Below are 15,241 nucleotides of genomic sequence, written 5' to 3' on the forward strand. Positions count from 1 at the left end.
GGGGCGGGAGCGGTGACTCCGCTCCCGGCCGCCGCGTCCTTCTCGCCGTGCCGTGCGGGTCCCGTACGGCACGGCGGTACTCGGCCGGCGTGACGGGTCAGATGAGCCCCTGGGCGAGCACGGCATCGGCGACCCGCTCGAACCCCGCGATATTGGCGCCGGTCACATAGTCGCCGGGCGCCCCGTAACGTTCGGACGTCTCGTGGCAGATCCGATGGATGTCGCTCATGATCACGGAGAGTTCGGCCTCCACCCGCGCGGCGGTCCATGACTCGCGTGCGGCGTTCTGGCGCATCTCCAGGGCGCTGACGGCGACACCGCCCGCATTGGCGGCCTTGCCCGGGCCGAAGGCCACACCCGCGTCCTGCAGGGTGCGCACCGCTTCCGGGGTCGTCGGCATGTTGGCGCCTTCGGCGACGGCCTTGACCCCGTTGCGTACGAGGGCGAGCGCGTCGTCGTCGGCGAGCTCGTTCTGCGTGGCCGACGGGAAGGCGAGGTCCGCGGGCACGTCCCACACCCGGCCGCCGGGCACGTAACGGGCGGAGGAACCGCGGCGCTTGGCGTACTCGCTGACCCGTGTCCGCTCGACCTCCTTGATCTGCTTGAGGAGTTCGAGGTCGATACCCTTCTCGTCCACGATGCAGCCCCCGGAGTCGGAGCAGGTCAGCGGGTGGGCGCCGCGGCGGTGGAGCATCTCGATGGTGTGGATGGCGACATTGCCGGAGCCGGAGACCACGGCTGCCTGGCCCTCGAGTTCCTCCCCGCGCATGCGCAGCATCTCGGCGGCGAAGAGCACGCTGCCGTAGCCGGTCGCCTCGGTGCGGATCGCCGAGCCGCCCCAGCCCTGGCCCTTGCCGGTGAGGACGCCCGCCTCCCAGCGGTTGGTGATGCGGCGGTACTGGCCGAAGAGATAGCCGATCTCCCGGCCGCCGACGCCGATGTCACCGGCCGGGATGTCGGTGTGCTCGCCGATGTGCCGGTGGAGTTCGGTCATGAACGACTGGCAGAAGCGCATGACTTCGGCGTCCGAACGGCCCCGGGGATCGAAGTCGCTGCCACCCTTGCCCCCGCCGATACCGAGACCGGTGAGGGCGTTCTTGAAGATCTGCTCGAAACCGAGGAACTTCACGACGCCCAGGTTCACCGACGGGTGGAACCGCAGGCCGCCCTTGTACGGGCCGAGGGCGCTGTTGAACTCCACCCTGAATCCCCGGTTGACGTGCACGTCACCGCGATCGTCCTGCCAGGGCACCCGGAAGATGATCTGCCGCTCCGGCTCGCAGATCCGCTCGATGAGCCCTGGTTGCGCGTACTCGGGACGCGCGGCGAACACGGGGGCCAGGCTCTCGAGCACTTCCCGTGCTGCCTGATGGAATTCCGGCTGGGCGGGGTTGAGGCGCTCGAGTTCGGCGCGCAGCGAATCCAGTCGGTCGGTCGAGGATGACAGTGTCACAGATGTCCCTTCCTGCCCTGACGGCGGATGACGGCCGGGCCGCGGTGGTGGCGGGCCTGGTGTCGTTGCCGGCGATCAGTACGGCCAGGTCGCCCTCGCCGTTCAGTCGACGACCGTATCGGTCGTCCTGTCGCGGCCGTCGTGGCACCGCCGCTGAAGCCGCGTTGGACCGAAGCAGTACCAGGAGCGCCGGGCCCGTGTCCGCGACCCGCTCAGGCCTGAACCCGGACGGGCAGCGGGACGGGTTCGGGGCCTGATTATCGGCTCAGGAGTTCATGCCCGTGAGCTGCGTCAGCTCGCCGCCGAGCTTGGTGCGCAGCGTGGTCAGGACATCCTTCCTGGCTCCGACGGCCCAGCGGGGGCCGGCGAGGTAGGTGCCGCCGTACATGCTCGCGGTGTCGAGCCAGAGCGGCCGGGCAGGTCCGGAACAAGCCGCCCCCGACGGCACGAGAGGTCCGCTACCAGGTCCGCGCGGCCTGGAGGAGGTGGTCACGCACGAGAGCGACATGAGGGTTCCCGGAGGAGCCGGGGCGCTGGACGAGGTAGCCGGTGTTGATGGGCGGGTCCCGGGGTTCGTGGAGCAGTACCAGCGCGCCGGAGGCGAGTTCGTCCAGACACAGATAGCGGGGCAGCACGGTGAAACCGGCACCCGCCACGACCGCGGAGAGCACGCCCCGCAGGTCGGGGACGGTCACGGCGGCCTGGCCGGTGAGGCGTCTGCCGAAGACGTGCCGCCAGTAGCGGCGGGCGATGGGCAGGTCCTCGGCGTAGCTGATCAGAGGGATGCCGTGCAGCGCCGCGGGCCCGTCGACGGCCGTCCGGTCGGGTCCGCCGATCCTCTCGGCCCAGGCGGGTGCGGCGACCAGGACGAACTCCTCGTCCGTCATCGGTACGGCGGTCAGCGCCCGCCCGCGCGGCCGGTGGGTGGCGATGAGCAGGTCGTGACGTCCGGAGCGCAGTTCGTCCAGGAGCGGGTCGGTGAGCCCCGTGGTCACGCGCACGCTCACGCCGCCTTGGACGAGCGGAGCGAGCGCGGGGAGCGCGCGTACGCACAGCAGCTCGGCGGGGCCGGCGAGATGAACGGGCTCCGCGGTCCCTGCCTCGTCCGGTCCCGCCTGGCCGGTGACGGCGGCGAGCGCGTCGAGCGGGCCGACAATCCGGGCGGCGAGTTCGTCGGCGAGCGGGGCGGGGGCCACTCCGCGCGGCAGCCGCTCGAACAGCTCACGCCCCAGCTGCCGTTCCAGCGAGCGGATCTGGGTGGTCACCGTGGGCTGGGAAAGACCGAGCAGATGGGCCCCTGCGGTGAAGGATCCGGACCTGTAGACGGCGAGGAAGGTGCGCAGCAGATTCAGGTCCATGGGTGCGCCGGCGGCCGCCCTGCGTGGTCCTGCGGACCCGTCGAAGCCATCGGAATCCTTGTGCCTCATAGGGCGCACTGTACGCCAAGCCATTGGTTTTCCAATGGCAGGCAGTGAATCCCCTATTGGATTCCTATCGATGGGCGGCCTACCGTCGAGGCATGGCAAACATACTTTTCGTCGTGACCGGCGCAGACTTCTGGACGCTGGCCGACGGCACCAAGCACCCCAGCGGCTTCTGGGCCGAGGAGGTCGTCTCCCCCTACGAGGCGTTCACGGCGGCCGGCCACCGGATCGTGGTCGCCACTCCCGGCGGCGTCGTACCGACCGTGGACCGGGCGAGTCTGGACCCCACGGTCAACGGCGGCCAGGACGGCGCCGACAAGGTGGCGCGTGCCCTCGAGGCGGTGACCGAACTGCAGCAGCCGGCGAAGCTCGAGGACGTCGACCTCGCGGACTACGACGCCGTCTTCTACCCCGGCGGCCACGGCCCGATGGAGGACCTGGCGGTCGACACCCGCTCCGGCGATCTGCTCACCGCGGCGCTGGCCTCGGGCAAGCCGCTCGGCGTGGTCTGTCACGGCCCGGCCGCGCTGCTCGCGGCCCGGGGCAGCGACGGCACCTCGCCGTTCGCCGGCTACAAGCTGACCGGATTCACCAACGCCGAGGAGACCCAGGCAGGTCTCGCCGACCGGGCCAAGTGGCTGCTCCAGGACCGTCTCGTGGAGCTCGGCGCCGACTTCCAGGAAGGCGAGCCGTGGGCCCCGCATGTGGTCGTCGACCGCAACCTGGTCACCGGTCAGAACCCGGCCTCCTCCGCCCCTCTGGCTGCCAAGGTCCTGAAGGCGCTGGGCTGACGACTTCCCCGGACGGTCGGCACTCGCGCCGGACACGCGGTGGCGGCCTTGCAGCGAGGTCGGCACCGCGTGCGGGCAGTTGATCGGAAGCAGCCGGACGCAGTGGGCAGTACGCTCCGGCCATGACCACGGACACGGAGTGCCTGACCCTCACCCGGAATCTGCGCCGGCGCGGGGCCACGGTCCTCGCGGTCTTTGCCCTGGTGTGGGCCTTCGCCGCCGGTTCCGGAATCCCCGCGATGGCTGTCTCGGTCACCGTCGCAGTGGTGGCCGCCGCGCTGACCGTCGCGGCCGTGGCCCTGGCCTTCCGCGGCGCCACCCGGCCGATCACGCGGGTGGTGCGGCTGCCCGCGAAGTGGAACCGCGGGGTCGGCCTGGTGAACGCCGCCGAAGTGGTGGCGATCCTCGCGGTGATCGCCGCCTCCAACGCGTCCGCCCACCCCGATCTGATCCCGCCCGGCATCTGTCTGGTCGTGGGGCTGCACTTCTTTCCGCTGGCCCGCCTCTTCGACCAGCGGCAGTACACGTGGACGGCCATTTTTCTGACGGCCGTCGCGGTCGTGGGCTTCGTCGTCGCGACGGCCGGCACGACCGGGGAGACCGCGCGGGTCGTGGTCGGTGCCGGAGCCGCAGTCGTTCTGTGGGCGTCCTCGTTCCACGTCGCCGTGCGCGGCTGAGGCCGCCCTCGGCTCACCCTTGGCCATCCGGCCGCGGACGAGCGCTCAGGGCCCGCACCGTCGGCGTCAGATACAGCCGGCGCAGGGAGAGCGCCGGAAGTCCGCGCTCGCGCAGGGCCGCGGCGATGCGCACCGCGTAGAGGGAATTGCCACCCAGATCGAAGAAGTTGTCGTCCGGCCCCACGGGAACCCCGAGCACGGCTTCCCAGACCTCGAGCAGGGCGGCGCTCAGCGGGTCCGCGCCGGCCGCTTCCCGTCCAGGCGCGGGGAGAGCCCGGGTCCCGGCAGGCGGGACGGCCGGCTGTGCGGGCTCGGGCAGTCCCTTCGGATCGAGCTTTCCGTTCGCGGTGAGCGGCAGCCCGGTGAGGGCGGTCAGCGTGGTGGGCACCATGTAGTCGGGCAGCAGCCTCGCCGCCCGCCGCCGTACCGCCTCGGTGTCCGCTCCGTCGAGCACCGCGTAGGCGTCGATACGGACTCCTGCCGCGTCCCCGCGCGGATCGCCGCCGAGTACCACCGCGGCCGCCGAGACCACCGGATCGTCCAGCAGTACGGTGCGGATCTCGTCGAGCTCGATACGGAAGCCACGCACCTTGACCTGGTTGTCCAGCCGTCCCAGGTGCTCCAGCGAGCCGTCGGGCAGGAGTCTGCCGAGGTCGCCGCTGCGGTACATCCGGCCCCCGCGGTACGGATCGGGGACGAACCGCTCGGCGGTCAGCTCCGGACGGCCCAGGTACTCCAGGGCCACGCCCGCGCCGCCGACGCAGACCTCGCCCGCCACGCCCGCCGGCACCGGACGGCCCCGCCCGTCGAGCACGTACAGATACCAGCCGGGCAGCGCCAGCGTCAGCGGGAACGGGGCTTCCTGACAGCGCAGTTCACGCATCGCCTCGGTATCGGGACGAAGGACCGACGGGAGCACGCCGACGGCGAGGCCGTCCCCGTCGCACGCCTTCGCCCCGTCCGCACCCCGGTCCTCCTGACCCGGACTCGTCGGCCGACTGCACACGGCGGCCGGAAGATCCTTCGCAGAGTGCGCGCCTGACCGAGGTCGGCCGTATGGACCCACACCTCGTCCAGCGCGCCGAGCACGCGATGCGGGCGGCCGGGCGGACTGGTCACCACGCCGATCCGCGGGGTCTCCCGGCTCTCGTGGCGTCCGAGGACGACGGCCGCGGCAGCGACGAGAAGGGCCGGCGACGCCTCGGGCGGCAGGGGCACGCTCACCACCCCGGTGCGCTCCCCGGCGCGCGGGTCACCGGTCGCCCATTCGATCCGGGGCCCGCGGCCGGCGGCCACCGGGCCGCCGGCGGAGCCTCCCACGACGGCCGGGGCCACCGTGACCTGCCAGGCGTCGAGCCGGCCGAGCACCACGTCGGCGATCAGACGCAGCGAGGGGCCGTCCAGAGCGGCGCGGTGGGCGACCAGGACCAGATCGGCGGGCCCGTCGGCGTAACGCAGCAGAACGGCCCGGAACACCGGGCCCGGTGCGCCCACTCGGCGATGTGTCTCGGCCCGCAGCCGACGGCCGGCGAGCTCGCTGTCGGCGGCGGCGGGCACCGGCTCGCTCCACAGGGTGGTGTGCCCCACTGCGTGGTCGGGCCACCACCGGCGGAACGCGGAGCGAAGCGTACGGCCGAGTCCGTCGGCGTCGGCGTCGGCCGCCAGCCGCACCGTCAGCGCATGGCAGTGGGCGGCCGGCGGGGTACCTGCCGGAAGAAGCCGGGCAAGGGCTCACGGGGCGGCGGAAGATGACACCGATGGCTCTCCAGGGTCAGCGGGCAGTGAAGCCGCCGTCGACGCTCAGAACGCTGCCGGTCACCTGCCGGGACTCGTCCGAGGCGAGGAAGACGGCCGCGGCGGCGATGTCCCCGGGATCGATGAGGGCGTTCATCGGCTGGGCCTGCACGAAGGTCTCCTCGTACTCGGCGACCGGTACCTCCAGGGACCTGGCGATCTCCGCGAGCATCCGCCCCTCCACCTGCGGGTCGTCGCGGACCGAACCGGGGCACAGGGCGTTCACCCGCACCTTGCGCGGCGCGTAGTCGAGCGCGACGGCCTTCGTCAGGCCGATCAGCCCGTGCTTGGCGGCGACATAGCCGGCGAAGTGGCGGTAGCCGACGAGCCCCGCGGTGGACGCGACATTGATGATGCTGCCGGATCCCTGTGCGGTCATCCGGCCGCCGGCCGCCCGGATGGTGCGCCAGGCGCCGGAGAGATCCACATCGATCATCAGCTGCCATTCGTGCTCGTCGATCTCATGCGCCGCCTTCCCCGAAGGGGCCGCGATCCCGGCGTTGTTGACCAGCACGTCGACCCTTCCGTAGCGGGCCACCATGTCGGCCGTCGCCGCCTCCACCTGCGCCAGGTCGCGCACGTCGACCTGGCGGGTGTGCACCGCCACGCCCTGGTCCCGGCAGACTTCGGCGGTGTACGCGAGCTGGCTCGCCGAACCCAGCGGATAGGGCACACCGGGCAGGTCGCCCGCCACGTCGAGGAGCATCAGGTCCGCTCCTTCACGGGCAAAGGCGACGGCGCAGGCACGCCCAAGACCGCGGGCCGCTCCGGTGATCAGGGCCGCCTTGCCGGACAGTCGCCCGGTCACCGCCGCACCGCTTCCCCGGTGGTGCCCAGTTCCGCCGCGATCAGCTCCAGCAGCCGGTCCGCGCTCCCGGTGAGGTACATGTGCCCGCCGGCGACTTCCGGCGTCGTCAGCTTGCCCGTGGTCGCGCGCGACCACTGTGCGGCCTCGACGGCGCTGACGAGCTGGTCGACGCGGCCCCGGACGGAGGTCACCGGCACGGAGAGCGGCCGGGCCGAGGACGGCAGATACGTCTCGTGCATGTGGACGTCCGCACGCAGCACGGGCAACAGCAGTTCGCGCATCTCCGGATCGTCCAGCGCCGGATGCGTGTATCCGGCGAACGTGCGGACCCGGGCCATGAAGTCGTCGTCGGCCAGAGTGTGCGCCTGCTCGGTGCGGCGGGTCCAGGGGCCGGGGGCTCCGCTGACGACGAGCCGCTCGAAGCGCACTCGGGGGTCTGCCTCCAGCCGGCGGGCGAGTTCGTAGCCGAGCACCGCACCCATGCTGTGGCCGAAGACGGCGACCGGGGCCCCGTCGCGGAGCTTGCCCGCCAACCGGGCGTACACCTCGTCGACGGCCGTGGCCGCGTCGGTGTGCGGAGGCTCGGTGAAGCGTTCCTCGCGGCCCGGCAGCTGCACCGGCAGCACGCGGATGCCGTCGGGTGCCTGGGCCTGCCAGGGCATGAAGAACGACGCTCCGGCGCCCGCGAAGGGCAGGCAGATCAGGATGGTCTCGTCCACAGGTGGGGTCTCTCCGTTGTCCGGGGGCGGGAAGGCGGCAGTGATCTCGCCGGCGACTGCGTCGGGGCCGGCCCTCCGTCAGACCGCCGGGTCGGCCGTGATGAATTCGGTGAGTGTGCGGGCCAGCAGCCAGGGGTCCTCCGTGCCGCACAGCTCGCGCGTGGAGTGCATCGACAGACCGGGCACCCCCACATCGATGGTGGAGATGCCCATCCGGGTGGCCATCAGGGGACCGATGGAAGTGCCGCAGGGAATAGCGTTGTTGGAGACGAACGACTGCCAGGGCGTGCCTGCCTGCTCGCAGGCGGCGGCGAAGGCGGCGAGGCCCCTGCCGTCGGTGGCGTAGCGCTGGTTGACGTTCACCTTCACCACCGGCCCGCCGTTGGGCAGTGGCCGGTGGTCCGGGTCATGGCGCTCCGGATAGTTCGGGTGGACCGCGTGCGTCATGTCGGCGGAGAGCGCGAAGGTGCCCCCCACGGCCCGGTGCCAGTCCTCCCGCGAGCCGCCCCGGGCGGCGACCGAACGCCGCAGGATCCGCTCCAGCAGAGCGCTCTGCGCCCCGCTCTCCGAACCGCTGCCCACCTCCTCGTGGTCGAAGGCGGCGAGAACGGGGATCCGGGCAGGCTCCCGGTCCGCCGCGCAGGCCAGCGCGGTCACCCCGGCGTGGACCGAGACGAGGTTGTCCAGGCGGGCGGAGACCAGGAACTCCTGCCTGGCCCCCAGATACCCGGGCGGCTGCACGTCGTGGAGCATCAGGTCCCAGCCGAGCACTTCGTAGAAGTCCACGTCCGCCTCGTCGGCCACCCGGCTCAGCAGGGCCCCCTGCTCGGTGCCCCCCAGCCCCCAGATGGGAGCGGTGTGCCGCTGCCGCTCGAGGGCGAGTCCCTCGTTGACGGTCCGGTCGAGATGGATCGCCAGCTGCGGCACGCGCAGCAAAGGCTCGTCGACACAGACGAGGCGGCTGGTCCCGTCGCGCAGGGCGAGGCGGCCCGAGATGCCCAGGTCGCGGTCGAGCCAGCTGTTAAGCGGGACACCGCCGTAGACCTCCACGCCGATCTGCCGCCAGCCCACCGAGCTGGTGTCCGGTGCCGGCTTGACCCGCAGGTTCGGGGAGTCGGTGTGGGCGCCGACGATCCGGAACGGGGCGTGCGCAGGCGCGTCGGGCAGCGCGTACCAGGCGATCAGCGCACCGCCGCGGACGACGTAACAGCCGCCCGTCGCATCGCTCCAGTCATCGGTCTCGCGCAGCGCGCGGAACCCGGCCTTCTCCAGGCGCCGGGCCCCCTCGGCCACGGCGTGATAGGGCGAAGGGCTGGCCCGGACGAAGGAGATCAGGTCGTCGCCGTGCGTACGGTGAGGGCTCGGGATCATGCGGTGTCCGCCTTTCCGGGGGTCTGCTTTCCAAGGGGCTGCAAGAGAGATCCGACCCGGGCGTCGGGACGGGAACAGAACGCGTCCAGCAGGGTGGTGTAGGAGGCGAGGAGCTGTTCGGCCGTGTCCGGGTCCCACAGGTCGGCGGAGTACTCGAGGAAGGTCCGGTAGCCCTGTGCGCGGTCGCGGTGCGGTGCGAGTCCGAAGCTCAGCTCGGCGCGCGAGAGCGGTGGCGCGAGGTCCGTCACCTCGACGCGGAGACCGGGAATCTCGATGTCCGTGTCGACCGAGTTCTGGAAGGCCAGGATGTGGGGTACCCGGTCGGGGACATCGCGCGCGCCGGCGTCCCGCATCGCCTGCATGATGCGCGCGGTGGGCAGCACATGGACCATGGCGTCCAGGGCTCCGGAGCCTGTACGGACGGTGAGGGCCGCGCAGGTCTCGTCCGGGTCGACCTGGACCCTGACCATGATGGCCGTGGAGGTCATGGCGACGAGCGTCTCGAACGCCGTGCCCTCCCGGTTGGCGTACGGCACGCCGAGCAGCAGGTCCCGCTCCCCGGAGAGCCGTGCCAGGAAGACCCCGAGAGCGGACGCGGCGACGGCGAACGGCGTCGTGTGCCGCTCTGCGGCGAACCTCTCGACCACCGCGCGCTGTCGTGCTGACATCGAGCCGCGGACCGTACCTCCGCGGCCGCTCGGCTTCTCCGGCCGCGGGCGGTCTGTGGGGATGCCGGTCCGGGACGGCACCCCGTCCAGATAGGCGGCGCAGTGCGCGGCCCTGCGCGCCTCGGCCCCGGGGTCGTGCCGGGCATGCGAGAGGCGTGCGTAGTCCGTCGCCTGGGCCGTGGGGGCAGCGAGGCCATGGGGCGCGCCGGCGGCCGCCGCGGTGTAGAGCTCGGCGAGCTCCGCCAGGACGACCGAGAGCGACCAGCCGTCGGCGCAGATGTGGTGCAGGACGAGCATCAGGGCCCACTCGTCCTGCTCGATCCGGATCAGCCTCAGGTGGGGCAGGACCGGCTCGGAGAGGTCGAAGCTGTGCATCGCAGCCGCCCGGCACAACTGCGCGGCGTGCGGCGCGCGTTCCTCGGCGGGGAGGCCGGTGAGGTCCTCGACCGGCAGCTCGAGCACGGGCGGGGCGACCACCTCCTGCCACCACGCTCCGTCGGCTCCCTGTACGAAGCGGGTGTGCAGGGCATGGTGCCGCTCGATCAACTCGCCGAGGGCCGCCCGCATCGCGTCCGGGTCCAGGGCCCCGGTGAGACCGACCCTCGTCGGAATGTTCCACACCTCGGAGTGCGGCACGCGGTGGTGACCGTCGATGAGCCGGGCCTGCTGGTCGCTGACCGGGGCCCGGTCGACCACCCGGTACGGCCCCGTCGTGTCGCCCCCGAGGCGGGCAAGCAACTCGCGCTTGCTCAGGCGTAGTTCTTCGATCAGGCGCTCGGTGAGGGCGGCGCGCGGCGCGTCGTAGCGCAGGACGCCGCCCGGACCGGCGCTCAGCCGGATGTCCTGTGCTGCCAGCCTGAGCAGCAGGTCGTCGACGTCCGTGGTGCGCCCGGTCACAGTTCCCCCTGCACACGCGCGGTACCGGCGGGCTCACCGGCCAGTCGCTCGACCATGGCGCGCAGCGTCGCGTCGGCGAAGAAGTCGGCCAGTGGAAAATCGACGTCGAACGTGTCGCGCACCCGGTTGACGAGCCGGATGGCGGTGATCGAATTGCCTCCGAGGTCGAAGAAGTTGGCGCTCTCGGGGATGTTCTCCACCCCCAGCACCGACTCCCAGACCTCGCGCAGGGCCGCGGCCGGTGCGATCGCGGGCGGCTGCGGAAGCTCCTGGGTGCCGGCCGGCGCCAGAAGGTCGCCCACCCGGTCGGCGCTGCCGTCGGTCAGCGCGGCCAGCACCCCCTCGAGCTCGTCCAGGCAGTCGCGTACGGTGCCGGCGTCGAACAGATCCGCGTCGTACCGGATGCGCAGCGCGAGACCGTCGGCTGTGCGGATCGCCATCAGGGCGAGTTCCAGCGGGGCCGACGTCGTGCCGCCCTCGACGGGTTCGGCCCGCAGCCCGGGCAGTTCGAGGCGGGTGAGTGTCTCGGTGCCGAGGTCCGCCGACACGGTGATCAGCGGGCGCGGGTTGCCCGGATCCGGGTGACCGCCGGCCAGCAGGGCGTCCAGGTCGACGTACTGCCGCTCACCGGCCTCCAGCAGGATGTCCCTGGTGGCCCGTACGGCCTCGGTCGGTCCGGTGTCGTCGCTCAAACGGGCCCGTAGCGGCAGCAGGGCGACATGGAAGCCCACGCAGCCGCGGGTGCGTTCGCTGCGGCGGCCGAAAGTGGTGCCGACGACGAAGTCGTCCTGCCCCGACCACCGGCGCAGCACGATCTGCCACGCGGTGAGCACCGTCGCGAAGAGGGTGACGCCCTGCCTGCCGCTCCACTCCTGGAGCCGCACGGTGCGCTCCCGCCCCAGCCGGACGGCCACCGCCCCGCCACGGCCCCCGACGGTGCGCTCGCGCGGGCGGTCCGTGGGCAGCGACAGTACCGGCGGCTTCTCGCCGATGTGCTCGCGCCACCAGGCCAGATCGTCGGCGGAGCCGGCGGGCGCGGGGTCCACGCCGGGCAGGGCCGCCGGGCGTTCGAAGACCGGCGTCCGCCGCTGGACCGCTGCCCGGTACAGCTCCTGCAGGTCCCCGGCGACGGTCTCGGCCGAGTGCGCGTCGGTGACGATGTGGTGCATCCCGAGGAGAAGCACGTGGTCGTCGTCGGCGAGCCGGATCAACCGGGGTGTGATCAGCGGCCCTTCGGCCAGGTCGTAGGGGCGCTCGCTCTCCTCGCGCTGTGCCTCGGCGATCGCCCCGTCGGCGCTCTGCCCCCGGGCGTCGGTCACCCGCAGCGGGCTGCGCAGGCCGGGACGTACGACCTGGAGCACCGGCTCGTCCCCGTCGCCCGTACGGAAGACCGTGTGCAGCGCGGGATGCCGGGCGACGAGTGCGTCGACCGCGGTACGCAGGGCCGCCGTGTCGAGCCGGCCGCGCAGCCGCACGGACTGGATCTCGTTGTACGCGGCGGGGTTGCCGATGAGCCGCGAGGCGAGCCAGAGCCGCCGCTGCGCCGCGGTGGCGGGAACGGCCCGCCCGGGCACGACGGCTGCCGCATCCGCCTCCGGCCGCCGGGACCCTCCCGGGGTGAAGGACTCGGCCGTGACGGACCTGACTGCCGCGTCGGACGCTCCTTGTGCAGCGGCGGGCGCCCAGGGCCCGTCCCCTCCGGCCATCCGTCCCGCTTCGGGCGCGTCCGGTCCGGCCGCCTGCGCCGCGGCCGGTGACACCGCAGCCGTACGCACCGTCCCGCCCGGCGCCTCCCGCGTCGCGTCGTCGTGGTAGCGCCGGCGCAGCGTGTCCAGCTGCTCGAGTCCCGCCCGTAACTGCTGCGGCGCCATGCCGAAGTCGACCAGGGCAGCGACCTCGTCGACGCCCGCCGCCCGCAGGGCGTCGACGAGACCGGAGCAGCTCTCGGGCGTGCCGATCAGCGCCCGCTGGTCGCAATAGCGGTCGTAAGCCCGCCGGAACAGGTAGTCCAGGTCGTCCTCGCTCGCCGTCGCAATGTCCTGCGGGCTGCTGCCGAGCGCCGTCGCGGCGGACCGCATCTGCAACGAGGACCGGAGGTAGCGGCTCATCGGCTCCAGGGCATCCGCGCGCGCCGCCGCGTGGTCCTCGGCGAGGTAGGTGTGGACCAGTACCGTGACCCGGCCGGCGTCGGGATCGAGTCCGTGCTCGGCCCGCACTTCGCGGTAGTGCCGGACGTTCTCCGCGAGTTCGCCGACGCTCTGGTTCATCAGGTTCGTGACGACGCCGAGGTCACGCCGGGCCGCCTCGGCGTAGGAGGCGCGCCGCCCGGAAGTGGCGAGGTACATCGGCGGCATGTCCTGCACGGGCCGGGGCCGGATCCGTACGTCGGTCTCCCGGCCCTCGCCGGTTCGTCTGCGCAGCGGTTCGCCGCGCCACAGCCGCCGTACCTCCTCGAGCTGCTCGAAGGCGATCTCCTTGCGGCGTTCGAAGCGGTCCGGATGGAGTACGAAGTCGCCCGCGTGCCAGCCGGTGGCGCAGCCGATGCCGACCCGGCCGCCGGAGAGGTTGTCGGCCATCGCCCATTCCTCGGCGACCCTGACCGGATCGTGCAGCGGCAGGACCACCGACCCGGCGTTCAGCCGGATACGGCTGGTCTCCCTGGCGAGCGCGGACGCCAGGACGGCCGGGTTGGGGAACAGGCCGCCGAAGGAGTGGAAATGGCGCTCGGGCAGCCACACTGTGCTGAAGCCCCGGGTGTCGGCGAACCGCGCCGTCTCGATGAGATGGCCGTATTTGTCGTCCACCGGCCCTCGCTTCCCGGCGGCCCCGCTGCCGGGCGAGGGCGTGTCCTCCGGGTAGTCGCCGAAGAAGTAGAGACCGAAGTCCGGGGCGGGACGCTCGCGGGGCTCGGACACGGCCGCCGGTCGGCGCGTGCGGGATGCGGGGAAGAATCCTCCCCGTCGCAGCTCGCGCAGCGAGCCCTTGACGGCGTCGCTGATCCGCTCGGTGTCGGAGTCGGTGTGGGCGGTGGACAGGTAGAAGCTGCGCCACTCCCACACATAGATGCCCCGCAGCAGCAGGTGGTAGTAGAGCAGGTCCATGTCGGCACGGTGGGTGAACCGGAACATCGAGCCGAAGTGGGCGAGTTCCAGCGGGAACTCCTCGTCCTCGAAGAACGTGTTGAGCTCATCGGCGAGCGTGCCGGTGCGGGCGTTGAGCCGCTCCTGGAGCCCTGGCCCCTGCTCCGTGAGGTGGGTCAGCACCGCCTTGGCGGCGGCCATCGACAGCGGGTGCTGGATGTACGTACCGCCGAAGAAGGTGGTCTCGCGCATCGGCCGGCTGTCGTCTCCGTACTGCCAGACTCCGCCGTCGACACCGTCCATGATGTCGGCGCGCCCGGCGATCGCACCGATCGGGAAGCCGCTGCCCAGCGCCTTGCCGTAGGTGGCGAGGTCGGGCACGACCCCGAAGTGGTGCTGGGCGCCGCGCGGATGGGGGCGCAGACCCGTGAGCATCTCGTCGAAGAGGAGCACGATGCCGCGTCGGGTGGTGAGTTCGCGCAGCGACCGCAGGAACTCCACCGGCCTCAGACCGGGGTTGCGGCACTGGACCGGTTCGACGAGCACGGTGGCGATGCCGTCACCGAGTGCGTCGATGGCCTCCAGAGCCTCCTGACTGCCGTACTCGAGGACGATCAGCTCGGCGACGGCGCTGTCCGGGATGCCTCGGGAGAGCGGCACCGCCTGGCGGCCGTCCGGCCCCGGGCGGCCCAGCACGGAGTCGACATGCCCGTGGTACGAGCCGCGGAACATGACGACGCGGTCGCGGCCGGTGGCGGCGCGGGCCAGTCGGACGGCCGCGGAGTTGGCCTCGGTGCCGGAGTTGGCGAAAGCCACGCGGTCCAGGCCGGTCAGACCGGCCAGCAGCTCCGCGGCCTCGCCCGTCTCGGTGGAGCGGGGGCCGAGCCGCAGCCCGTCGGCGAGGTGGCGGCGGACCGCCTCGGTCACGAACTCCGGTTCATGGCCGAAGAGCAGGGCGCCGAAGCCCATCGTGATGTCGGTGTAGTCGTTGCCGTCCACGTCGGTGAGTCGTGCGCCGCACGCGGAGCGGGCCGCGAGCGGGTACAGCATCTCCTTGGTGCCGCGGCGGAAGCCCACCACGGCACGGCTGTCGGCGAGCACCGGGCGGTGCCGCTGGACCAGTTCCCTGGAGGTGCGGGTGCGCTCGGTGAAGCGGCGTACGAGATCCTCGGTGTGGGCCCGGTGCGCGGCACCGGCGCCGTCCCCGGCCATGCCGGAACCGACGGGGAGCGTGACGTGCGGACCGTGCATTACGGCGAGGCCGGGGACGGCGCCGCCCAAGGGTGCGGCAGCCCTTGAGGCGGATTCCGACTCGGGGATGCCCGGGCCGTGGGCCGGCGCGGCGGTATCGCAGGGGGGTGTGGGCGAGGCAGTACCCGGGGCGTCGGCGGGTTCGGCGGCCCATGAGGCGCGTGCCGGCTCGGCGGGCCCCAGGCCGCAGGCGGGTTCCGACCCGGCAGTGCGCGTGCCGCCCGTCGGCGCAGCGGTACACGTTCGCCGGGCCCCGGCCAGCTGCTCGGCCAGCCGTCGGGACGCCTCCACCGCCCGTGCCGTCGCCT

11 protein-coding genes and 1 pseudogene are annotated in these 15,241 nt (G+C 72.6%); 2 read left to right on the forward strand and 10 right to left on the reverse strand.

Features of this window, described 5'->3' with window-relative positions; all coding sequences use genetic code 11:
• Window positions 1-97: 97 nt before the first annotated feature.
• From gdhA to ACFYWI_RS11115, 3 genes are all read right to left on the reverse strand, one after another.
• Complete coding sequence (gene gdhA / locus ACFYWI_RS11105; RefSeq protein WP_389228741.1) at window positions 98-1,453, reverse strand: NADP-specific glutamate dehydrogenase; 1,356 nt, start codon at window positions 1,451-1,453, stop codon at window positions 98-100.
• A gap of 265 nt (window positions 1,454-1,718) precedes the next feature.
• Entirely contained in the window at window positions 1,719-1,841 is a 123-nt protein-coding gene (locus ACFYWI_RS11110) for a hypothetical protein (RefSeq protein WP_389228744.1), read from the reverse strand.
• Between the two features lie 70 nt (window positions 1,842-1,911).
• On the reverse strand, window positions 1,912-2,880 hold the full coding sequence (locus tag ACFYWI_RS11115; RefSeq protein ID WP_389228747.1) for a LysR family transcriptional regulator: 969 nt from the start codon (window positions 2,878-2,880) through the stop codon (window positions 1,912-1,914).
• 92 nt (window positions 2,881-2,972) lie between these two features.
• Between ACFYWI_RS11115 and ACFYWI_RS11120 the strand changes: the two genes are divergently transcribed.
• The gene (locus ACFYWI_RS11120) at window positions 2,973-3,668 is read left to right on the forward strand and encodes a type 1 glutamine amidotransferase domain-containing protein (RefSeq protein WP_389228750.1); all 696 of its coding nucleotides are present in this window, start codon (window positions 2,973-2,975) and stop codon (window positions 3,666-3,668) included.
• Between the two features lie 122 nt (window positions 3,669-3,790).
• Window positions 3,791-4,345 carry a DUF7010 family protein gene (locus ACFYWI_RS11125; protein ID WP_389228753.1) on the forward strand — a complete coding sequence of 185 codons (555 nt, stop codon included), beginning with the start codon at window positions 3,791-3,793 and terminating at the stop codon, window positions 4,343-4,345.
• Between the two features lie 13 nt (window positions 4,346-4,358).
• On the opposite strand, the pseudogene ACFYWI_RS11130 reads toward ACFYWI_RS11125, so the two are convergent.
• From ACFYWI_RS11130 to ACFYWI_RS11160, 7 genes and pseudogenes are all read right to left on the reverse strand, one after another.
• Window positions 4,359-5,183 (reverse strand): annotated as a pseudogene (locus ACFYWI_RS11130) (non-ribosomal peptide synthetase); the annotation flags it as partial.
• A gap of 5 nt (window positions 5,184-5,188) precedes the next feature.
• Entirely contained in the window at window positions 5,189-6,016 is an 828-nt protein-coding gene (locus tag ACFYWI_RS11135; RefSeq protein WP_389228756.1) for a hypothetical protein, read from the reverse strand.
• Between the two features lie 100 nt (window positions 6,017-6,116).
• Window positions 6,117-6,947 carry an SDR family oxidoreductase gene (locus ACFYWI_RS11140; RefSeq protein WP_389228759.1) on the reverse strand — a complete coding sequence of 277 codons (831 nt, stop codon included), beginning with the start codon at window positions 6,945-6,947 and terminating at the stop codon, window positions 6,117-6,119.
• On the reverse strand, window positions 6,944-7,609 hold the full coding sequence (locus ACFYWI_RS11145; RefSeq protein WP_389229253.1) for a thioesterase II family protein: 666 nt from the start codon (window positions 7,607-7,609) through the stop codon (window positions 6,944-6,946). The genes ACFYWI_RS11140 and ACFYWI_RS11145 overlap by 4 nt, the downstream gene beginning before the upstream one ends.
• A 135-nt stretch (window positions 7,610-7,744) precedes the next feature.
• Entirely contained in the window at window positions 7,745-9,037 is a 1,293-nt protein-coding gene (locus ACFYWI_RS11150; protein WP_389228762.1) for a M18 family aminopeptidase, read from the reverse strand.
• Window positions 9,034-10,602, reverse strand: coding sequence for a condensation domain-containing protein (locus tag ACFYWI_RS11155; protein ID WP_389228765.1), 1,569 nt, complete (start codon window positions 10,600-10,602; stop codon window positions 9,034-9,036). The genes ACFYWI_RS11150 and ACFYWI_RS11155 overlap by 4 nt, the downstream gene beginning before the upstream one ends.
• On the reverse strand, window positions 10,599-14,933 hold the full coding sequence (locus ACFYWI_RS11160) for a MupA/Atu3671 family FMN-dependent luciferase-like monooxygenase (protein WP_389228768.1): 4,335 nt from the start codon (window positions 14,931-14,933) through the stop codon (window positions 10,599-10,601). Before ACFYWI_RS11160 ends, ACFYWI_RS11155 begins: the two co-directional genes overlap by 4 nt.
• Window positions 14,934-15,241 lie beyond the last annotated feature (308 nt).

The sequence above is a fragment of the Streptomyces sp. NPDC002889 genome, from assembly GCF_042888425.1.
Classification (GTDB): Bacteria; Actinomycetota; Actinomycetes; order Streptomycetales; family Streptomycetaceae; genus Streptomyces.